At 73.0% G+C, this 19962-nt stretch carries 19 protein-coding genes and 1 pseudogene; 1 reads left to right on the top strand and 19 read right to left on the bottom strand.

All coding sequences use genetic code 11. The features are described from left to right. Positions 1–6 precede the first annotated feature (6 nt). The 16 genes from dprA to proS all read right to left on the bottom strand — a co-directional run bounded on the left by dprA (position 7) and on the right by proS (position 12908). Entirely contained in the window at positions 7–1194 is a 1188-nt protein-coding gene (gene dprA, locus M4D82_RS24055; RefSeq protein WP_249768012.1) for a DNA-processing protein DprA, read from the bottom strand. Beyond that, positions 1191–2816, bottom strand: a complete 1626-nt coding sequence (locus tag M4D82_RS24050) for a YifB family Mg chelatase-like AAA ATPase (RefSeq protein ID WP_249768011.1) — start codon at positions 2814–2816, stop codon at positions 1191–1193. Before M4D82_RS24050 ends, dprA begins: the two co-directional genes overlap by 4 nt. Continuing rightward, positions 2817–3188, bottom strand: coding sequence for a YraN family protein (locus M4D82_RS24045; protein ID WP_249768010.1), 372 nt, complete (start codon positions 3186–3188; stop codon positions 2817–2819). A 154-nt stretch (positions 3189–3342) separates the two neighbouring features. Then, on the bottom strand, positions 3343–3651 hold the full coding sequence (locus M4D82_RS24040; RefSeq protein WP_003965949.1) for a DUF2469 domain-containing protein: 309 nt from the start codon (positions 3649–3651) through the stop codon (positions 3343–3345). A gap of 55 nt (positions 3652–3706) precedes the next feature. Beyond that, positions 3707–4210, bottom strand: coding sequence for an NUDIX hydrolase (locus M4D82_RS24035; RefSeq protein ID WP_249768009.1), 504 nt, complete (start codon positions 4208–4210; stop codon positions 3707–3709). Next, on the bottom strand, positions 4200–4997 hold the full coding sequence (gene lepB / locus M4D82_RS24030; RefSeq protein WP_249768008.1) for a signal peptidase I: 798 nt from the start codon (positions 4995–4997) through the stop codon (positions 4200–4202). The genes M4D82_RS24035 and lepB (M4D82_RS24030) overlap by 11 nt, the downstream gene beginning before the upstream one ends. Positions 4998–5039: 42 nt before the next feature. Continuing rightward, positions 5040–5951 carry a signal peptidase I gene (gene lepB / locus M4D82_RS24025; protein WP_502988990.1) on the bottom strand — a complete coding sequence of 304 codons (912 nt, stop codon included), beginning with the start codon at positions 5949–5951 and terminating at the stop codon, positions 5040–5042. 99 nt (positions 5952–6050) lie between these two features. After that, positions 6051–6866, bottom strand: a complete 816-nt coding sequence (lepB, locus tag M4D82_RS24020; RefSeq protein ID WP_349637088.1) for a signal peptidase I — start codon at positions 6864–6866, stop codon at positions 6051–6053. A gap of 169 nt (positions 6867–7035) precedes the next feature. Further along, the gene (gene lepB / locus M4D82_RS24015) at positions 7036–7758 is read right to left on the bottom strand and encodes a signal peptidase I (RefSeq protein WP_249768007.1); all 723 of its coding nucleotides are present in this window, start codon (positions 7756–7758) and stop codon (positions 7036–7038) included. A 44-nt stretch (positions 7759–7802) separates the two neighbouring features. Beyond that, positions 7803–8153, bottom strand: a complete 351-nt coding sequence (gene rplS, locus M4D82_RS24010) for a 50S ribosomal protein L19 (RefSeq protein WP_007266830.1) — start codon at positions 8151–8153, stop codon at positions 7803–7805. 133 nt (positions 8154–8286) lie between these two features. Next, entirely contained in the window at positions 8287–9108 is an 822-nt protein-coding gene (trmD, locus tag M4D82_RS24005; protein ID WP_249768006.1) for a tRNA (guanosine(37)-N1)-methyltransferase TrmD, read from the bottom strand. Then, positions 9108–9674: a ribosome maturation factor RimM gene (gene rimM, locus M4D82_RS24000; protein WP_249768005.1), complete on the bottom strand. Its 567-nt coding sequence runs from the start codon at positions 9672–9674 to the stop codon at positions 9108–9110. The genes trmD and rimM overlap by 1 nt, the downstream gene beginning before the upstream one ends. 89 nt (positions 9675–9763) lie before the next feature. Next, positions 9764–10003, bottom strand: a complete 240-nt coding sequence (locus tag M4D82_RS23995; protein WP_007266827.1) for an RNA-binding protein — start codon at positions 10001–10003, stop codon at positions 9764–9766. A 2-nt stretch (positions 10004–10005) separates the two neighbouring features. Further along, on the bottom strand, positions 10006–10443 hold the full coding sequence (rpsP, locus tag M4D82_RS23990) for a 30S ribosomal protein S16 (protein WP_030031059.1): 438 nt from the start codon (positions 10441–10443) through the stop codon (positions 10006–10008). Between the two features lie 223 nt (positions 10444–10666). Then, positions 10667–11263, bottom strand: coding sequence for a hypothetical protein (locus M4D82_RS23985; protein ID WP_249768004.1), 597 nt, complete (start codon positions 11261–11263; stop codon positions 10667–10669). 232 nt (positions 11264–11495) lie between these two features. Beyond that, positions 11496–12908, bottom strand: a complete 1413-nt coding sequence (gene proS, locus M4D82_RS23980) for a proline--tRNA ligase (protein WP_249768003.1) — start codon at positions 12906–12908, stop codon at positions 11496–11498. Between the two features lie 131 nt (positions 12909–13039). Between proS and M4D82_RS23975 the strand changes: the two are divergent. Next, positions 13040–13728 (top strand): annotated as a pseudogene (locus M4D82_RS23975) (methyltransferase type 11). Between the two features lie 40 nt (positions 13729–13768). Here M4D82_RS23975 and ftsH read toward each other — a convergent pair. From ftsH to M4D82_RS23960, 3 genes are all read right to left on the bottom strand, one after another. Next, positions 13769–15592: an ATP-dependent zinc metalloprotease FtsH gene (gene ftsH / locus M4D82_RS23970; protein ID WP_249772107.1), complete on the bottom strand. Its 1824-nt coding sequence runs from the start codon at positions 15590–15592 to the stop codon at positions 13769–13771. A gap of 220 nt (positions 15593–15812) precedes the next feature. After that, the gene (gene ffh, locus M4D82_RS23965) at positions 15813–17381 is read right to left on the bottom strand and encodes a signal recognition particle protein (RefSeq protein ID WP_249768002.1); all 1569 of its coding nucleotides are present in this window, start codon (positions 17379–17381) and stop codon (positions 15813–15815) included. A 138-nt stretch (positions 17382–17519) separates the two neighbouring features. Then, positions 17520–19961 (bottom strand): [protein-PII] uridylyltransferase, encoded by a 2442-nt coding sequence (locus tag M4D82_RS23960; RefSeq protein WP_249768001.1) that lies wholly within the window; start codon positions 19959–19961, stop codon positions 17520–17522. Position 19962 lies beyond the last annotated feature (1 nt).

Here is a 19962-nt window from a genome sequence, read left to right as displayed (position 1 = left end):
CCCAGGTCAATGACCGCCTCGCCGGGCACCCGCGGATTGCACCCCCTCTCCGGGGGATCGCCTGGTCAACTGCCAGGCGTCGCCCTGCCGTTCGACGAACCCCAGAGAGTGAAGTTCGTACAGTCTGCCGATGACTTCATCGGTGCCGGTGCCCGCCGCGAGGGCGATCTCCTCGGTGCCGGCCGTGCGGCCCGCGGGGAGTGCTTCCAGTACCCGCGCGGTGTCCGGGTCGAGCAGGTCGCGGGGCAGGATCGGACCGCGCCGCTCGGGGGCCAGTTCGCCGATGTCGCCGACCAGCTCGATCACCTCGGCGGCGTCCGTGACCAACGTGGCCTCGCCCCGCAGCAGTTCGTGCACCCCCGTCGAGAGGCCGCTGGTGGCCGGGCCGGGGACGCCCATGGTCAGCCGACCCAACCGCTGGGCCCGCCGGGCGGTGACCAGGGAGCCGCTGCGGTGTGCGGCTTCCACGACGACGGTCCCCCTGGTCAGGGCCGCGATCACCCGGTTGCGGAGCACGAACCGGCTCGCGGTGGGATGGCTGCCGGGCGGCAGCTCGCCCAGCACCAGCCCCTGGCGGGCGATGGCGCCGAGGAGTCCGGCGTGCCCCCGGGGGTAGGCCACGTCCACCCCGCAGGCGAGCACGGCGACGGTGGCGCCCCCGGCGGCCAGAGCCCCCCGATGCGCGGCGCCGTCGATCCCGTACGCCGCGCCGGAGACCACCACCCAGCCGCGCTCGGCGAGCCCGACGGCGAGGGTCTGCGCCATGTGCGCCCCGTACGGGGTACAGGCGCGGGCCCCGACCACGGCGACGGAGCGCAGCGCCCAGGTCCGCAGGTGCGGCCCGCCCCGCAGCCACAGGCCGACGGGCCGGGCGTCCCCGAGGTCGTCGAGCTGGGTCGGCCACTCCGGCGACCCCGGGCAGACGAACCGCCCGCCCGACTCGGCGGCCGCGGCCAGGTCGCGCCGCGGATCGGCGAGGGCGGCCCGCCGGCGGTATCCGGCGAGCCGCTCCGGGCCGACGCCGTCGAGCCCCGCGGGCCGCGGTTCGTCCCCGGTGAGGCGGCGCATCACCTCGGCGGCGCCGAGCTCCCGCAGCCAGCGCCCGCCGTGCTCGTCGCCCGGCTCCAGCACCCGGGTCAGCGCGGCGCGGGCCAGGTGATCCGTGGGCGCGGCGCCGGCGACCTCGGCGCTCACGACCCCGCCCCCAGGGTCATGGGCGCTCCCCGGGCGATCCCGGTGCGCAACTCCAGCGCGACGGCCACGTCCAGCGCGTCGGGGCGCTCGCGCCCGCGCAGGTCGGCCACCGTCCAGGCGACGCGCAGCACCCGGTCCAGCCCCCGGGCGGTGAGCAGGCCGCGCTCCATGTCCCGCTCGGCCTGGGCCATGGCGCCGGGCCCGGCGGGCCAGCGGGTCCGCAGCTCGTGCCCCGGGACCTCGGAGTTGAGCCGCCAGGGGGTGCCGTCGAGCCGGGCGGCGGCCCGGTCGCGGGCCTCCCGGACCCGGCCGGCGACGGTCTCGGTGGACTCCCCCCGGCCGCCGCGCCCCAGCAGGTCGGAGCGGGTGACGGGCTCGACCTCCACCCGCAGGTCCACCCGGTCGAGCAGGGGCCCCGACAGTCGGGCCTGGTAGCGGCGGACCACCGAGACGGGGCATTCGCAGCCGCTGCCCTGCAGGGTGTGGCGCCCGCACGGGCAGGGGTTCGCCGCCAGCACCATCAGGAACCGGGCCGGGAGCCGCACCACCCCCGCCGCGCGCGCGATGACCACGTGCCCGGACTCCAGCGGCTGGCGCAGCGCGTCCAGCGTCTTGGGACTGAACTCGGCGGCCTCGTCCAGGAGCAGGACGCCCCGGTGCGCCAGGGACACCGCTCCCGGCCTGGGGATCCCGGCCCCGCCGCCGACCAGGGACTGCATGGTCGCCGAATGGTGCGGGGCGCAGTACGGGGGCCGGGCGACCAAAGGTTCGCCGGGCGGCAGGATCCCGGCGACGGAGTGGACGGCCGTGACCTCCAGGGAGTCCTGCCGGTCGAGCGGTGGCAGGAGCCAGGGCAGCCGCTCGGCCAGCATGGTCTTGCCCGCGCCCGGCGGGCCGCTGAGGAAGAGGTGGTGGCCGCCCGAGGCCGCCACCTCCAGGGCGCGCCGGGCGCACTGCTGGCCGGCCACGTCGGCCAGGTCGGGGAAGTCGCCGGCCTCGCCCCCGCCGCGTGACAGGCCCGTACCGAGTCCGGCCCCGGGGACGACGAGGCCCGCGAGCATCGGGTCCGGCCTGCCCTCGGGGCCGGGCGGATCCTCCTCGGGGACCACCCCGTCGGTCAGCACGGCGATGAGCTGCCGCAGGCTCCGTACGCCGAGCACCGAGACGTCGGGCACCAGGGCGGCCTCGGCGGCGCACTGCTGGGGCACCACCACCTGCCGGTAGCCGGCCTCGGCGGCGGCGAGGACGGCGGGCAGGATGCCGCGCACCGGGCGGACCCGGCCGTCGAGGCCGAGCTCCCCGATCAGGACGAGGTCGGCGATGGCCCCCGGATCGACCACCTCGGCGGCGCCCAGGACGGCGGCGGCCACCGCGAGGTCGAAATGGGCGCCCGACTTCGGTACGGAGGCGGGGCTGAGCCCGACGGTGAGCTTCTTCTGCGGCCAGGCGGCGCCCGAGTTGGCGACGGCGGCCCGTACCCGGTCGCGGCTCTCCACGAGGGTCTTGTCGGGCAGTCCCACCAGGGTGAAGGCGGCGACTCCCGGCTCCAGGTCGGCCTGGACCTCCACGAGGACGCCCTCGACGCCCACCAGGGCGACCGAGCAGGCCCGTGCGAATCCCATTCAGGCCACCCCCCTCACGTGCTCCACGAGGGCGGCGCCCCGGCGGGGCAGCACGACACCGACGAGGTCGATCCGCACCCCGCCCGGCGGTGGTCCCCCGTGATCGGCGAGCCAGCGCCCGGCGAGCCGGCGCAGCCGCTCGGCCTTGCCCTCCCGGACGGCGGCCATGGGATGTTCGAAGCCGCCGGCGCGGCGGGTCTTGACCTCGCACACGACGAGGGCGTCCCCGTCCCGCGCGAGGATGTCGATCTCACCGACCCGGCAGCGCCAGTTCCTGGCGATCACCGTCATGCCGGCTTCGGTCAGCCGTCGCGCGGCGAGTTCCTCGCCGTACCGCCCCAATGCCTGCCGTGCCACGCCCTTCGCGTTCATTCGGCACCACCTCCGGCGCCGACCATCCCGCGTCCCCGCCCACCGTGTGGATCTTGGTGGACAACCGGGGCGTTGTGGACAACCCGCTCACCCACACGGGTGAGGCATCACGGCCCCGGCCCTCGCCCCCTGCCCCCGGCCCCCGCGGCCCCGCTCAGCCGCCCGGCAGTTCGAGATCGCTCTTGTTGAGCTCCTCGATGTTCACGTCCTTGAAGGTCAGGACGCGTACCTGCTTCACGAAGCGGGCGGGCCGGTACATGTCCCAGACCCAGGCGTCGGCCATCGAGACCTCGAAGAACACCTCCCCCTGGACCGAGTGCACCTGCATCTCGTAGTCGTTGGTGAGGTAGAAACGACGTTCCGTCTCGATGACGTACTTGAACAGCCCGACGACGTCGCGGTACTCCCGATAGAGCTTCAGCTCCATCTCGGTCTCGTACTTCTCGAGGTCCTCGGCGCTCATGGCATGTTCCCCTTCAGCCGTGCGTCCCCCTATTGTGCGCCGGCGCCTCGTCCCCCTAAACGATTTCCGGGGCGAGGACCACCGGAGCGTCCGGAGGACCGTCGTCGAGCAGTGTGCGCAACAGCTCGGCGAGTCTGGTCGGGTACACCGTCTCACGCGTCGCCGACAGTTCCTCGGAGGTCCACCATCTCGCCCCCGTGACGCTGCGCCGTTCCAGCTCGGTCAGGCCGCCCAGGACGGTCGTCGTCCGCTCGGTGCGGGCGAGGAAGTACCACTCGTCCTGTTCCCAGCGCCTGCCGTCGAAGGGGAAGGAGCAGTACCGGTGCCACAGCACCGGCCCGAGCTCCACCTCCGTGATCCCCGTCTCCTCCGCGAGCTCCCGCAGCGCCGCCTGCTCGCGCGTCTCGTCGCCCTCCAGCCCGCCCCCGGGGGTGAACCACCAGCGGTCGGTCGGATCGTCCGGCTCGAAGCCGTGCAGCAGCAGGATCCGGTCCTCGGGATCCAGCAGGATCACCCGGGACACCTTGCGAGGGGCCGCGCCGGCCGCCTCAGCGGGCATCGGGACGCCCCCGCCGCCGGCCGCCCCCCAGGAGCCGTACGAGCGGCCCGTACGCGGCCCCCAGGAACACCAGGGCGGCTCCGGCCACCACGGCGGTCACCTGGAGCCGCAGCGGACCGGGCCGCGAGGTCCCGCCTGGCAGGGCGGCGAAGGCGTCGGGCCGCTCCAGCATCCGCGGCGACGGCCACGCCAGCGCGTCGACCCGGGCATGGACCGCCGACCGGGACATGGTGCCCTGGCCGGCTTCCTGGAGGTGCGACCGGGAGTCCAGCGAGTTCCCGCGCCGGTCCCCCAGCAGGAACAGGTTGCCCTCGGGGACGGTCACCTCGAACGAGGACCCGGAGGCGGCGGTCTTGCCGAGCGTCATGGTGTCCGCCGGGGCGATGTACGGCTCGTCCAGCTCCTTGCCGTTCACCGTCAGCCGGCCGCTCGGGCCGCAGCAGCTCACCTTGTCCCCGCCGACGGCGACGACCCGCTTGACCATCGGCGAGGCGCTCCACGCGGCGTCGGTGAAGACCACCACGTCCCCGCGACGCACCTGCGAGCCGTCGATCCGCTGCGCCAGCACACGGTCCCCGGGGTTCACCGTCGGCAGCATCGAGTCCGTCGGCACCGTGTACGGCTGGTACAGCAGGGCGCCCCAGAGGAACCCGCCGAGGAACAGCACGAAACCGATGGCCACGACGATCCCCGACAAGACGTTGCCGAGGCCGCCGCGGCCATCGCGGGTACCACCTGTGGAGTTGGCACGGCCGGAATTGCCGCCGCTTGTCCGTGTCCCGCCCATTGCAGCGCCCCCACCTCGGAGATCGTCGACCTGGGCGGCACCCTACCCGGCGGTACGGCCGTTGGTCAGCCTCCGCCGGCGCCACAGGACGACCGGCACCGCGCCGGCGAGCCCGAGCGCGGCCGGGCCGAGCCCGACGGGCGTCAGCCCGGCGGCGTCGAGACCGAGGGCGACGGCCTTGGCCTGGTTGCCGATGCCCGGCTGGTCGAAGGTGTCCGGGATCGGGAGCGTGGACCAGCGGGTGACCGGCCACGCGACGACCACGGCACGACCGACGACCTTGTCGACGGGCACGAAGCCGTGGGTGGAGTCCTGCATGTGCCAGCGCGAGTCGCGGGAGTTCTGGCGGTGGTCGCCCATCACCCAGATCGTGCCCTTGGGCACGGTGAGGGGGCCGAAGGGGGCGTCGTCACACGGGGTGTTCCCGGGGAAGACGTACGGCTCGTCCAGCTCCTTGCCGTTGACGACGACCGGTCCCCCCTTCTTGCACTCGATGGTGTCCCCGCCGATGGCGATCGTGCGCTTGATCAGGTCCTTGTCCTCGGCGGACGGCATGAGGCCGATCCAGCTCAGGGCCTTCTGCGCGAGGTTCGGCTCCGGGGTGGGCTCCCCGTCCAGCCAGCCCGCCGGGTCGTGGAAGACGACGACCTCGCCCCGCTCAGGCTCCGACCCGAACCAGGGGGTCAGCTTGTCCACCAGCACGCGGTCGCCGCGCTGCAGGGTGTTCTGCATCGAGTCGGACGGGATCGAGAACGCCTGGACCAGGAAGGTCTTGATCAGCAGCGCGAGCAGCAGCGCGATACCGATGAGGAGCGGGAGTTCCTTCCAGAAGGAGCGCTGCGCGCCTTCGGCGCCCTCGCCCTCCTCGGTCCCGTCCTCGACGGCATCCTCCGGCCGCTCGTCGCCCTCATCGCGTCCGGATCGCGCGCCCACCGCCACGTCCCCCACATCCACTCCTCGTTCGGAAAATCGCCGCCCGCGCCGAAACGGACACGGGCCCTCCCCTCCCTTAACGAGCGGGAGTTCCCTAAGGCGCGGGAGACCCAGGACACACTATGCGAACGACGTGCCCCGACGACGCCGCCGAGCCACGCGCCGCCGTTCGCCCCGCGCCGGATCCGGTACGGACAGGAACGTGGCGGGCTGCTCCAGCCTGCGCCAGTGGTCGAACGGCCAGGCGATCACCACGGCCTGTCCCACCACGCCGTTCTCATCGATGGTCCCCTCGAACGCCTCGTCGAGGTGGTAGCGGGAATCGGCCGAATCCGCGCGGTGGTCCCCCATCACGAAGAGCCGCCCCGGTGGCACCAGCACCTCGAAGCGGATCTCCGACGGCGCGTTGCCCGGTGACACGTACGGCTCATCGAGCGGCGCTCCGTTGACGGTCACCCGGCCCCGGCCGTCACAACATTTGACGGTGTCCCCGCCGACGCCGATGACGCGCTTGATCAGATCCTGCTCGTCGGCCGAGGGCAGCAGACCGATGAACGTCAACGCCTGCTTGACCTGCTTGACGCCGGCCGGGTCGGCGGCCGGCCGGGCCGCCTCGCCCCTCAGCCAGCCACCGGGGTCCTTGAAGACGACGACCTGCCCGCGCTCGACCTTGGAGCCGAACCACGGGGTCAGCTTGTCCACCAGCACCCGGTCACCGATCCGGATCGTCTGCTCCATCGAGCCGGACGGGATGAAGAAGGCCTGCACGAGGAAGGTCTTGAGGACGAGCGCGATGCACAGCGCCACCGCGACGAGCAACGGCAGCTCGCCCACGCGCTTGGTGCGCCTACGCCGACGCACCTTGCGCGCCAGCCGGCGCCGCTCGGCCCGCCCGCCCTGCTCCACGGCCACGGCCTCGTCCCCGGAACCGGCCACACCCGCGGCCTCCGACTCCCGGCCGGGCTCGCTACCCGCCTCGCGACCCGGCTCCCCACCGGGCTCCCGGCGCGGCTCCCACTGCGACCCCCACTCCGGTTCCCTGCCCCGGCCTCGATCCGGTCGTCGTTCGGGCTCCTGCCCACGCCCGCCCCGGGGGCGCCCCCGGCTACCCATGGGATCCCCCGGTCCCCGGCTCGGGCGGCGCACCCCATCGCGACATCGGCCAGGCCAGCCAGTCGACCCGTCCGATCACCTTCTCCACCGGCACCATCCCCCCGCCCGGCTCACCGAGGTGGTCGCGCGAGTCCCGGGACTGGGACCGGTGATCGCCCATCACCCACAGGGTGCCCAGGGGCACGGCGATCCGGAAGGGCACCTTCGAGGGCGTGTCCCCGGGGAACAGATACGGCTCCTCGACCGGGACGTCGTTGACCCGGATCCGGCCGTCCACGTCGCAGCACACCACGTCGTCCCCGCCGACCCCCACGACCCGCTTCACGAAGTCGGTGTCGGAGGGCTCCGCGAGCCCGAGCGCCGAGCCGGCCCCGTGCAGGGCCTCGCGGATCGGATCGCCGCCCGCGTGTTCCCGTACGAAGGAACCGGTCCCGTCGAAGACCACCACGTCACCGCGCTGCGGCCGGTCGCCGAAACGGTACGCCAGCTTGTTCACCAGCACCCGGTCCCCGACCCGCAGCGTCGGCTCCATCGAGCGGCTCGGGATCAGGAACGGCTGGACCACGAAATTGCCGAGCAGCAGCACGAAGACCGCGCACACCGCGCCGAGCAGTCCGGCCCGCCGCCAGGACCCCGAAAACACGAAACGCGACCTCCCCTCCCCCTTGTCGGGGGAGGAGTGGCCGCGCTGTGTGAGCTCTGCTTCGGTGTCCATCGGGGGCGAGCCTATCCGGCCGCCTCCGGGGTCCGGAGGGGAGATCAGCGGTCGCGCTTCTCCTTGATCTTCGCGGCCTTGCCGCGGAGCTCACGGAGGAAGTACAGCTTGGCGCGACGCACGTCACCGCGGGTGACGAGCTCGATCTTCTCGAAGATCGGGGAGTGGACCGGGAAGGTACGCTCCACGCCGACGCTGAAGGAGACCTTGCGAACGGTGAAGGTCTCGGAGACGCCAGAGCCCTGGCGACGGATGACAACGCCCTTGAACTGCTGGATACGGGAGCGGTTGCCCTCGATCACGCGGACGTGCACGTTGATGGTGTCACCGGGGCGGAAGGCCGGGACGTCCGAGCGCAGGGAGGCGGCGTTGACGCCATCGAGCAGGTGAGACATGTTGTTCGTCTGCTTTCTTCGCACGACGCCACAGGTCGCCGGTGCGGATTTCCGTAGAGAATTCGGGAGCCGAGTCACGTCGCGGACGACGGTCCCCCTGTGGCAGGGGCGCCCACGAGCACACAGCAGCCGCCTATTCTTCCACGGCCTGCGGCCTACGCCAAAATCGGCCGTCGGGCGTGGGCCGCCACCCCAGCACGCTCAGGATCTCGCGGTCCTTCTTGTCGAAGGCGGCGGCCTCGCAGCGCTCGATCAGGTCGGGGCGGTTGGCGGCCGTACGCCGGAAGGCCTCGTCCCGGCGCCAGCGGGCGATCTTCCCGTGGTGACCGCTGAGCAGCACCTCGGGGATGCCCCGGCCGCGCCACTGCGGGGGCTTGGTGTAGACGGGGCCTTCGAGCAGATTGGCCATCTCCCCGGGCGCGAAGGAGTCGTCCCGGTGCGATTCGGCGTTGCCGAGGACGCCGGGCAGCAGTCGGGCCACGGCCTCGGTGATCACCAGGACGGCGGCCTCACCGCCCGCCAGCACGTAGTCGCCGATGGAGACCTCGTGGACCGGCATGCGCGTCGCGTACTCGTCGATCACCCGGCGGTCGATGCCCTCGTAGCGGGCGGGCGTGAAGATCAGCCAGGGGCGCTCGGAGAGCTCCACGGCCAGTTCCTGGGTGAACGGCCGGCCGCTGGGCGTGGGGACGACCAGGACGGGGCCGCGCGCGCCGGACTCGTAGCCGTCGGCCAGGACCGTGTCCAGGGCCTCGCCCCACGGGTCGGTCTTCATGACCATGCCGGGACCGCCGCCGTAAGGGGTGTCGTCGACGGTGTTGTGCCGGTCGTACGTCCACTCCCGCAGGTCGTGCACGTGGACGTCGAGCTGCCCGCGCGCCCGCGCCTTGCCGACGAGGGAGACGTTCAGCGGCTCCAGGTACTCGGGGAAGATCGTGACGACGTCGAGCCGCATCAGGCTTCGTCCTTCGGGTTCGCGGGCCCGTCGTCACGCGTGGAGACGACCTCGGCGCGGTCGTCGATCAGACCGGGCGGCGGGGTGATGACGCACCGCTGCTCCTCCAGGTCGATCTCGGCGACGATCTCCTCGACGAAGGGGATCATCACCTCGGTGCCGTCCGGACGCTCCACGATGAACAGGTCCTGGGAGGGCAGGTGCGAGATCTCGGTGATCCGGCCGACCTCGGTGCCGTCCTCCAGCACCACGTCCAGGTCCATCAGCTGGTGGTCGTAGTACTCGTCGGGCTCTTCCGGCAGCTCCGCCGGGTCCACGTCCGCGATCAGCAGGGTGTTGCGCAGCGCCTCGGCGCCGGTGCGGTCCTTGACGCCCTCGAAGCGCAGGAGGAGCCGGCCGCTGTGCACCCGACCCGTCGCGATGGTCAGCGGACCCGCCGACGCCGGTTCGGTCCGCAGGACGGCGCCGGGCGAGAGCCGCAGCTCCGGCTCGTCGGTGCGCACCTCGACGCTGACCTCACCCTTGATCCCGTGGGCGCGGCCGACCCGCGCGACTACCAGCTCCACTTTCCCAACTCCTGTTCAGACGACGACGGGCCGGGGTGGGCACGTATGCCCTCCCCGGCCCGTGCCGGTGATTCACGTTGAACCAAGTCTCAGCGGACCTGGTCCACGTCGACGAGGTCGACGCGGATCCCCCGGCCGCCGATGGCGCCCACGACGGTACGCAGCGCACGCGCGGTGCGGCCGTTGCGGCCGATCACCTTGCCGAGGTCGTCGGGGTGGACCCGGACCTCCAGCACCTGGCCGCGGCGCAGGTTGCGCGAGGCGACCTGCACATCGTCGGGGTTGTCCACAATGCCCTTTACGAGGTGCTCAAGAGCCTCCTCGAGCATGCTCAGGCCTCGGTCGACTCGGCGGCGGCCTCGGCCTCGTCCGCCTTCTTGTCGGCCTTCTTCTTCTGCGTGATGGCCTCGCCCTTGCCCTCGCCGATGCCCTCAAGGGCCTTGGCGAACTCGTCGAAGGAACGACGCTTGTCTTCCTTCGTCGCCGGCTGGAGCAGCGGCGCGGGGGCCGGGAGACCCTTGTGGGCCTGCCAGTCACCGGTGAGCTTCAGGATGGCGAGAACGGCCTCGGTCGGCTGGGCGCCGACGGACAGCCAGTACTGCGCACGCTCGCCGTTGACCTCGATGCGCGAGGGGTTGTAGGTCGGCTGGTAGATGCCGATCTCCTCGATCGCGCGACCGTCCCGACGGGTGCGGGCGTCGGCGACGACGATGCGGTAGTGCGGGGAGCGGATCTTACCGAGGCGCTTGAGCTTGATCTTGACTGCCACTGGAGTGGTGTCTCCTGAACTTGACGTGGTTGGGCACTTTGAGATGCCACGTGGGGTTGCGGTACTCGGATGCCCGATGGACGCGTCAGCCGGAGGAGAGAGGGGTCCTATGCGACTGTCGAGTACAGCTGTCCATTGTGCCATACGCCTACGGCGCACCCGCCCTGCGGGGGCCGGGCGGCACGATCGCCCTCACGGCCCCTGACCTCGCCGCCCCGCGCCGTCAGGACGCCGCCGCGGTGGCGACCTCCGGGATGCGGAAGGGCTTCATGCAGCCGCCGCACACGATCGGCGCCTGCGCCAGCACGGAGGGGACCACCCGCACGTTGCGCCCGCAGTCGCAGACGGCCTTGACCCGTACGCCACCGCCCGAGGAGCCGTGCCGGGCGGCCGGGCCGCGGAAGCTGCGCTTGGTGTCGGCCGCGGTGGCCGCCGTATGGGCCTTCAGGGCGCGCTGGAGCCGCTCCATGGTGGGGCGGTAGCGCTTCTTCGCCTCGGGGTTGAGGGTGACCAGGGAGAAGCCGCTGCTGGCGTGCGGCTCGTCGGAGTGATCCAGCCCCATCTCCTCGGCGATCGCGAGGAATCTGCGGTTGTGGTAGCGGCCGGCTCGCGAGGTGTCTCGGACGCCGCGGGCGGCGGCGATGCCGTGGACTGCCTCGTGCAGCAGGCGCTCGAAGGAGAGCTCGGCGCCGCAGGCGGACGAGGACTCTCCGATCAGGGACTCGGGCGCGGCAAGGTCCGGCAGCTCGGGGTGGTACCGCTGAATGTCGGCCCACGCCTGCGCCAGCTCTGCGGCGAGAACAGGTGGTGTCGTGCTCACGTCGTGACAACGAGCCGAGGGGCCTCGGTGTTCCGATTCCGGGCCATTCCAAATTTTTTGCACGTACCAGTCAGTTCACTCTGATGCGTCCTGACGAGGACGGGTGCGTCGATCCCAGGAGGAGTCGGTACGTAACGCCGACCGGCAAAACCGGCCCGCCGACCCGGCCCGGCAAAAAACCACACCCCCGGCGCGCGGCCCGCTGGCCGCACGCCGGGGGTGGTGGGGTCGATCAGTAGGAGCGCGCGACGATCGCGAGCGTACCGGGGGCGTCGTCGGCCGTGGGCACGGAGCCGTCCTCGGCGATCAGGCAGCGTACGGAGACGGCCTGCTCGGCCAGCTTCGCCTCGCCCTCGGGGCCCAGGTCGGCCCACGGGATGCGCGCCCAGCCACCGGCGATGGCGGCCTCGGCGGCCTCCTCGATGGTCGCGACGTCCGTGGTGCGGGACTCGCGGCGCTCGCGGGACTCGCGCAGCAGCTGCGCCTGGTCCTCGTCGAGCACCTTGGGCAGCAGGTCGGCGAGCGCGTCGATCTGCACCGGGGTCTTGCCGCCCGGAATGCGGCGGGCCAGCATCGCGGTGCCGGCCTCCAGGTCGCGCGGGCCGATCTCGATGCGGACCGGTACGCCCTTGAGCTCCCAGTCCACGGCGCGGCGGCCGAAGGGGGTGTCCACACGGTCGTCGACCTGCACGCGGATGCCGGCGGCCTTCAGCTGCGCGCCGAGCTCGCGGACCTTCGCCACGGCCTCGTCGCCCTTGATCGCCATGACGACGACCTGGACGTGCGCGAGGCGCGGCGGGACGCGCAGGCCGTTGTCGTCGCCGTGGGACATGATCAGACCGCCGACCATGCGGGTGGAGACGCCCCAGGAGGTCTGCCAGACGAGCTCCTGCTTGCCTTCCTTCGACAGGTACTGCGTGTTGAAGGCCTTGGCGAAGTTGGTGCCCAGCTCGTGGCTGGTGCCCATCTGGAGGGCCTTGCCGTCGCCCATCATGCCCTCCAGGGTGAGGGTGTTGATGGCGCCGGCGAAGCGCTCCTTGGCGGTCTTGCGGCCGAGCACGACGTCGATGCCGAGCACGTTCTTCATGAAGTCGCCGTACACCTCCGTGTGGATGCGGGCGGCGTAGTCGCGGGCGTCCTCGTACGTGGCGTGGGCGGTGTGGCCCTCCTGCCAGAGGAACTCGCTCGTGCGCAGGAACACGCGGGGGCGCATCTCCCAGCGGACGACGTTGGCCCACTGGTTGATCAGCAGGGGCAGGTCGCGGTAGCTCTGCACCCACTTGGAGAAGTAGTCGTTGATGATCGTCTCGGAGGTGGGCCGGACGACGACCGGCTCCTCCAGCTCCTTGCCGCCGCCGTGCGTGACGACCGCGAGCTCGGGGGCGAAGCCCTCGACGTGCTCCGCTTCCCTGGTCAGGTACGACTGCGGGATGAACAGCGGGAAGTAGGCGTTCTGCGCGCCGACGTCCTTGATGCGGGCGTCCATCTCCTGCTGCATCCGCTCCCACAGGCCGTAGCCGTACGGTCGGATGACCATGGTGCCGCGGACCGGACCGTTGTCGGCCAGCTCGGCCTTGTTGATCAGATCCTGGTACCAGCGGGGGAAATCCTCCGCCTGCGGGGTGAGAACGGGTGCCTTTGCCATGGCGCGAATGGTACGGCGCCAGACGCGCCCAGCGTGAATCGGGTGGCGCGCTCCTCTGGACGCCGGGGCGAATGGGGAGTTCCCTGGCAACGGGGGCAAGGGGGCGAGACGGAATCAGGAGCGCTCTTTCGATGACACCGACGCCGACGGCGACGCTCGTCGCACGGGACTGGGCGGAGATCCAGGAACGGATGCTGGTACCGCTGTACGAGGCGGTCTACGACCGGCTGGAGATCGGGCCGGGCGACCGGCTGCTGGGGCTGGACTGCGGGGCCGGCCTGGCCCTGCTGCTGGCCGCCGGACGCGGGGCCGCCGCCACGGGTGTGGAGGCGGACCCGGCGCGGCGGGCCCTGGCGCGTGAACGGCTGCTGGAGGTGGTGGCGGCTCCCCCGGGGCCCCCGGTGCCCGGGGCGCGGCCGTACGACGTCCTGCTGGCCTTCTCGCCCGCCCCGGGGCCCTGGCCGCGGCCCTGCCGGCGGTGCGCCGGGGCGGGGCGGTGGTGCTGACCGACTGGGGGCCGGCGGAACGGTGCACGGTCCCGGCGGTGCGGGCCGGCGGCCCGGTGGCGCGCGACCTCGACGCGCTGGTGGCGCGGGCCGGGCTGGTGCCGGACGGCTCGGGGCGGGTGTTCTGCCCGTTCGGGTACGCCGACGCGGACAGCGCCGTACGGGGCCTGCTGTCGACGGGGCTCTACGACGGCGCGGCCGACCCGGCGCTCGCGGAGAAGGAGCTCTCGGAGGCGCTCCACCCGTACGAGCGGCCCGACGGCGCGGTCTGGCTGCCGAACATCTTCCGGTACGTCGTCGCCCGCGTGGCCTAACGCCGCGTGGCCTCACGCGCGACGACGTACGGCGGGCGGGCTACTTCACCAGCCGGGGGATGCCCGCCGCCTCGTACGCGGCCTGCTCGTCCAGGGTCTCGTTGGCGAGCAGGGCCTCGGCGAGGGCGTCGAGCTTCGGGCGGTGCTCGCGCAGGAGGCGGCAGGCCTCCACGTAGCACTCGTCGACGATCCGCCGCATCTCGTGGTCCACGGCGTCGAGGGTCGCGGGGGCGGCGGAGAGTCCGTAGGCGGCCGAGGCGTCGGAGGGGATGGCGGTGAGGCGGCCGACGCGTTCGCTCATGCCCCAGCGGCCGACCATGCCCCGGGCGATGTTGGTGACCTGTTCGAGGTCGCTCTCGGCGCCGGTGGTGACGACGTCGTAGACGACGTGCTCGGCCGCCATGCCGCCGAGCGCGCCGATGATCCGGCCGCGCAGGTACTCCTCGGTGTACGCGTACCGGTCCGCGTCGGGGGTGGACAGGGTGACGCCGAGCGCGCGGCCCCGGGGCACGATGGTGATCTTGCGGACGGGGTCGGCGCCGGGCTGGACCATGCCCAGGAGCGCGTGGCCGCCCTCGTGGTAGGCGGTGCGGCGGCGCTCCTCCAGGGGCATGACGAGCGGGCGTTCGGCGCCGAGCTGGACCTTCTCCAGGGCGTCGGAGAGGTCGGCCTGGGTGACCGCGTCCTGCTTGCGCTTGACGGCCAGCAGGGCGGCCTCGTTGGCGAGGTTGGCGAGTTCGGCGCCGGTCATGCCGGGGGTGGTGCGGGAGACCTGGGCGAGGTCCACGTCCGGCGCGAGGGGGATGTCGCGGGTGTGGATGCGCAGGATGGCCTCGCGGCCGGCCTTGTCGGGCGGGGAGACGACGACGGTGCGGTCGAAGCGTCCGGGGCGGGTGAGGGCGGGGTCCAGGACGTCGGCGCGGTTGGTGGCGGCGAGGACGACCACGCCCTCGGAGCCGGAGAAGCCGTCCATCTCGGTGAGGATCTGGTTGAGGGTCTGCTCGCGCTCGTCGTGACCGCCCATGGCCGCCGAGCCGCCGCGGGCGCGGCCGATGGTGTCGATCTCGTCGATGAAGATGATCGCGGGCGCCACCTTGCGGGCCTCGGAGAACAGCTCGCGGACCCGGGAGGCGCCGACGCCGACGATCATCTCGATGAACTCGGAGGCGGAGGCGGAGAAGAAGGGCACCCCGGCCTCGCCCGCGACGGCGCGCGCCAGCAGGGTCTTGCCGGTGCCGGGCGGGCCGGACAACAGGACGCCGCCGGGCATCCGGGCGCCCATGCGGTGGTACTCCTGCGGGTTCTTGAGGAAGTCGACGACCTCGCTCAGCTCGCCCTCCACCTCGTCGATTCCGGCCACGTCCTCGAAGGTGGTGCGCTTGGCGCCCTCCAGCTCGACGGGTTTGGGCGGGGCCTTGCGCCCGAGCGCGCCGGCGCCCCCCATCGCGGAGCCCATCCGGCGGGCGATGAACAGCCACAGGCCGACGAGGAGCAGCATGGGGGCGAGCGAGATCAGCAGGTTGGCGAGGAAGCTGCGCTGTTCGACCACCGGGGAGGCGGTGACGGTGACGCCCTTGGAGGTGAGGCCGGACCAGAGCTGGTCGTCGGCGAAGGCGGGGCGCTGGGTGAGGAACTTCTTGTAGTCGCCCTTGCCGCCGGGGACCGGCTGGGCGGCCTTCAGCTCGCCCTGGATGGCGTCGCCCTTGGAGTAGATCTTGGCGACGTTGCCGTCGGCCACCTGCTTGCTGAACTCGGTGTACGCGATCGTGGGCTCGTCGCCCTCGTTGAAGAACGACAGCACGACGTTGGTGATCAGGTAGACGATCAGCGCGGTGAGGATCAGTCCGCGCCAGCCGCCGGGCATCTTCTTCCGGGGCGGCGGGGTGGGCGGTGCGCCTTCCGAGCGCCAGGGGGTGTCGGCCCGGTCGCGCGGCGGTACGGGGGTGGGGCTGGGCACGGGCGCCTCCTTATGCCGTCCTCCCGGCCGACGATAAGCGACAAACCACCCCATTGCCCCTGCGGAAAGCGGAGGCCCCGACCGTGCGGACACGGTCGGGGCCTCTCGCTCACTGCCTGCGCAGGTGCTACTTCATGAACTTCTTGAACTCGTCCGGAAGGTCGAAGTCCTGGCCGGCCTGGCCGCCCGCCGGGAGTCCGAACGGGTTGCCGGCGGCGGGCTCGATCGCCTGCGGGCCCTGCTCCCGCCGGGCCGCGGCCGCGGCCTCCTCTTCCTTGCGCTTCATCGGGTTACCGCTCTTGCGCTTGCCCTTGGCCTGCTTGACCTGCTTCTTCTGCCGGCCGGGGCCGCCGCCCATGCCCGGGATGCCGGGCATGCCGGGCATCCCGCCGCCCTGGGCCATGCGGGACATCATCTTGCGGGCCTCGAAGAACCGCTCCACCAGGGACTTCACGGCGCTGACCTCGACGCCGGAACCCTTGGCGATGCGGGCGCGGCGCGAGCCGTTGATGATGTGCGGGTCCTGGCGCTCGGCCGGGGTCATCGACTTGATGATCGCGGCGGTGCGGTCCACGTCGCGCTCGTCGATGTTGTTGATCTGGTCCTTGATCTGACCCATGCCCGGCAGCATGCCGAGGAGCTTGGAGATGGAGCCCATCTTGCGGACCTGCTCCATCTGGGCGAGGAAGTCGTCGAGCGTGAACTCCTTCGGCCCCTTCGCCAGCTTGGCCGCCATCTTCTCGGCCTCGGCCTGGCTGAACGTCTTCTCGGCCTGCTCGATGAGGGTGAGCATGTCACCCATGTCGAGGATCCGGCCCGCCATGCGGTCGGGGTGGAAGGCGTCGAACTCGTCGAGCTTCTCGCCGTTCGAGGCGAACATGATCTGCTTGCCGGTGACGTGCGCGATGGAGAGCGCGGCACCGCCGCGGGCGTCGCCGTCGAGCTTGGAGAGCACGACGCCGTCGAAGCCCACGCCGTCGCGGAAGGCCTCGGCGGTGTTGACCGCGTCCTGGCCGATCATGGCGTCGACGACGAAGAGGATCTCGTCGGGCGAGACCGCGTCGCGGATGTCGGCGGCCTGCTGCATCAGCTCGGCGTCGATGCCGAGGCGACCGGCGGTGTCGACGATGACGATGTCGAACTGCTTGGTCCGGGCGTACTCGATGGAGTCCTTCGCCACCTGGACCGGGTCGCCGACGCCGTTGCCGGGCTGCGGCGCGTAGACCGCGACGCCGGCGCGCTCGGCCACCACGGAGAGCTGGTTGACGGCGTTGGGGCGCTGGAGGTCACAGGCGACGAGCAGCGGCGCGTGGCCCTGGCCCTTGAGCCAGAGACCGAGCTTGCCCGCGAGGGTGGTCTTACCGGCACCCTGGAGACCGGCGAGCATGATCACGGTGGGCGCGGTCTTGGCGAAGCGCAGCCGCCGGGTCTCGCCACCGAGGATCGTGACGAGCTCGTCGTTGACGATCTTGAGGACCTGCTGGCCCGGGTTCAGGGCCTTGCTGACCTCTTCACCGCGCGCGCGTTCCTTGACGTTCGCGATGAAGGCGCGGACGACGGGAAGGGCGACGTCGGCCTCGAGGAGCGCGATACGGATTTCCCGGGCCGCGGTGTCGATGTCAGCCTCGGACAGCCGGCCTTTGCCGCGCAGGCCCTTGAAGGTATTCGCCAAGCGGTCGGAGAGCGTATCGAACACGGTGGTCGCGATTCCTCGGGTCGGGGGAGTGTGGTCGTCCCCCAGGGTATCGGGCCGCGCAACGGGCCCGCCCCCGCCCGTCGCGAAGACGGTACGGGGGCGGTACGCCGGCGGTACGGGAATGGGGTCCGCGGCCGGTCAGGCCAGGGCCTCGCGCACCGTCCGGGCCAGGCCCGCCGCGTCGGCCGGGGCCAGGGGTTTGCCGTCGACGTCGACCACGTACAGGGTGTCGACGGCGTCCGCGCCGAGCGTGGAGACGTGCGCGCTGCGCACGCGGACCCCGGCCGACTCCAGGGCGCGGCCGATGCGGTGCAGCAGCCCCACCGCGTCCGGGGCGCGCACCTCCAGGACCGTGGCCTGGGAGGACACCTCCGGGACCACCGTCACCCGGGGCGGCGGCGGGACGACCCCGCGCCGTCTCGGGTACGCCGCCTCGCGGCCCGCCAGCTTCGCCGGGACGTCGAGGGAGCCGTCCAGGGCCCGTACGAGGTCGGTCCGCAGCCGGGGCGCCTCGGGCAGCGCCCCGAACTCCGCGGCGACCCGCCACCGCAGGACGAGGACCTCCCCCGGCAGGTCGGGCAGCTCCAGGGAGCGCAGGTCGGCCGCCCGTACGGTCAGCCGGTGCAGGGCCAGCACCCCGGCCACCGCCGGGAGCACCCCGGGCTGGTCGGGGACGGCGACGACGAGTTCCACCCCGACGGCGTCGTCCTCCTCCTGGCGGGCGTGCAGCGCGAGCACCGGTTCCCCCGTGCGCAGCGCCTCCACCGCCAGGCGTTCCTGCTCGGTGGTCGGGATCTCCGGTTCCGGGGCGGCGGGTGGGGCGCCGCTGAGGACGGCGGCGACCCGGGCCACGAGGTCGGCGACGAGGGAGGCCCGCCAGGTGCTCCAGGCGGCGGGGCCGGTGGCGAGGGCGTCGGCCTCGGTGAGGGCGTGGAGGATCTCCAGCGTGCCGGTCGACCCGACGGCGTCGGCGACGGCCTTGACGGTGGCGGGGTCGTCCAGGTCCCGCCGGGTGGCGGTGTCGACCAGGAGCAGGTGGTGGCGTACGAGGGTGCCCAGGACGGCGGTGTCCGCCGCGTCGAAGCCGACCCGGGCGGCGACGTCGCGGGCGATGGTCTCGCCGGCCGCGGAGTGGTCGCCGGGCCATCCCTTGCCGATGTCGTGCAGCAGGGCGGCCATCAGCAGCAGGTCGGGCCGGCTCACGCGGCGGGTCAGCGCCGAGGCCCGCACCGCCGTCTCGATCAGGTGCCGGTCCACCGTCCAGGTGTGCACCGGGTTGCGCTGGGGCCGGCACCGTACGCGTTCCCAGTCGGGCAGCAGCCGGCCGATCAGCCCCTCGGCCTCCAGGGCCTCCCACACCCCGACGGTCGGCTCGCCCGCGCCGAGCAGGGTGATCAGCTGTTCCCGGGCCTCCGCCGGCCAGGGCACCGGCAGCGGTCGGGCCTGCGCCGCGAGCCGCCGTACGGCGTGCAGCGAGACGGGCAGGCCCGCCTGCGCGGCCGCGGCGGCGAAGCGCAGCGGCAGCGCCGGGTCCCGGTCGGGGCGGGCGGCCAGCGCGAGGACGGCCTCCCCGTCGGACTCGACGACCCCTTCGGCCAGTGGTGCCCGTTCGGCCGCCGGGACCCCCCGTGTCCCCAGCAGCCCCCGCAGCCGCGGCCGGCCGGCGCGGGCCCGCAGTACCCGTCCGACTTCGCGCCAGGTGACGTCGCCCGCGTACGCGACCACGCGCGCGGCCTCATAGACCTCGCGCAGCAGGGCGTCCGCGTCGAGCAGCCCCAGCCGGGCCGCGACCTGGGCCTGCTCCTGGAGGGCGAGCCGGTCGGTCGCCCGGCCCGTCACCAGGTGCAGGGCGTCGCGGGCGTCGAGCAGCCGCCGCCGGGCCTCGGCCAGTCCCTCGCGCGGGGCGTCGGCCAGCCAGGACGCGGCGACGGCCCGCAGCGCGGTGGCGTCCCGCAGCCCGCCGCGGGCCTCCTTGAGGTCGGGCTCCAGCAGGAAGCGCAGCTCCCCGGCGCGCTCGGCCCGCTCCCGGCACAGGGCGTGCAGGGCGGGCAGTCGCTTGGCGGCGAGGTTGCGCCAGTCGGCCAGGACGGAGGTGCGCAGTCCGGCGAGGAGCCCGGCGTCGCCCGCGACGAGCCGGGCGTCGAGCAGGCCGAGGTGGGCCTTGAGGTCCTCGGCGGCGGTGCGGCGGGCCTCGCCGGGGGTGCGTACGGAGTGGTCCAGGGCGAGACCGAGGTCCCACACCGGGTACCAGAGGCGGTCGGCGAGGACGGCGAGCGCGCGGGGGTCGGCCTTGCCGTCGTGCAGGAGCAGGAGGTCCAGGTCGCTGCGCGGGGACAGTTCGCCCCGCCCGTAGCCGCCGACGGCGACGAGGGCGGCGCCCCGTACGCCGCTCTCGCGCGCGGCCCCCGCGAACAGGGCGGTCAGCCAGCCGTCGGTGAGTCCGGACAGGGCGGAACGCCGCGCGGGCCCGGACCGCGACTCCTCCCGGAGGAGTCGCAGCCGGGCCGCGGCGTAGCCGCCGGCTCCGGGGCCGTCCGGTTCTTCGGCCGGATCGGTGGTGGTGTTCTCGACACTCGTCACC

This window comes from Streptomyces sp. RerS4 (assembly GCF_023515955.1).
Taxonomy (GTDB): domain Bacteria; phylum Actinomycetota; class Actinomycetes; order Streptomycetales; family Streptomycetaceae; genus Streptomyces.
Note: the sequence above shows the minus strand (reverse complement) of the source record. Positions and strands in the feature narration are given on the sequence as shown.

What these genes read in the sequence shown, in the direction of transcription:
- lepB (WP_249768007.1), bottom strand. Translation starts at nt 7,758, where the DNA reads ATGGACACCGAAGCAGAGCTCACACAGCGCGGCCACTCCTCCCCCGAC.
- M4D82_RS23995 (WP_007266827.1), bottom strand. Translation starts at nt 10,003, where the DNA reads ATGCTCGAGGAGGCTCTTGAGCACCTCGTAAAGGGCATTGTGGACAAC.
- lepB (WP_249768008.1), bottom strand. Translation starts at nt 4,997, where the DNA reads ATGGGCGGGACACGGACAAGCGGCGGCAATTCCGGCCGTGCCAACTCC.
- ftsH (WP_249772107.1), bottom strand. Translation starts at nt 15,592, where the DNA reads ATGCCCGGCGGCTGGCGCGGACTGATCCTCACCGCGCTGATCGTCTAC.
- proS (WP_249768003.1), bottom strand. Translation starts at nt 12,908, where the DNA reads ATGGCAAAGGCACCCGTTCTCACCCCGCAGGCGGAGGATTTCCCCCGC.
- M4D82_RS24050 (WP_249768011.1), bottom strand. Translation starts at nt 2,816, where the DNA reads ATGGGATTCGCACGGGCCTGCTCGGTCGCCCTGGTGGGCGTCGAGGGC.
- M4D82_RS24040 (WP_003965949.1), bottom strand. Translation starts at nt 3,651, where the DNA reads ATGAGCGCCGAGGACCTCGAGAAGTACGAGACCGAGATGGAGCTGAAG.
- rplS (WP_007266830.1), bottom strand. Translation starts at nt 8,153, where the DNA reads ATGTCTCACCTGCTCGATGGCGTCAACGCCGCCTCCCTGCGCTCGGAC.
- trmD (WP_249768006.1), bottom strand. Translation starts at nt 9,108, where the DNA reads ATGCGGCTCGACGTCGTCACGATCTTCCCCGAGTACCTGGAGCCGCTG.
- M4D82_RS24045 (WP_249768010.1), bottom strand. Translation starts at nt 3,188, where the DNA reads ATGAACGCGAAGGGCGTGGCACGGCAGGCATTGGGGCGGTACGGCGAG.
- M4D82_RS24035 (WP_249768009.1), bottom strand. Translation starts at nt 4,210, where the DNA reads ATGCCCGCTGAGGCGGCCGGCGCGGCCCCTCGCAAGGTGTCCCGGGTG.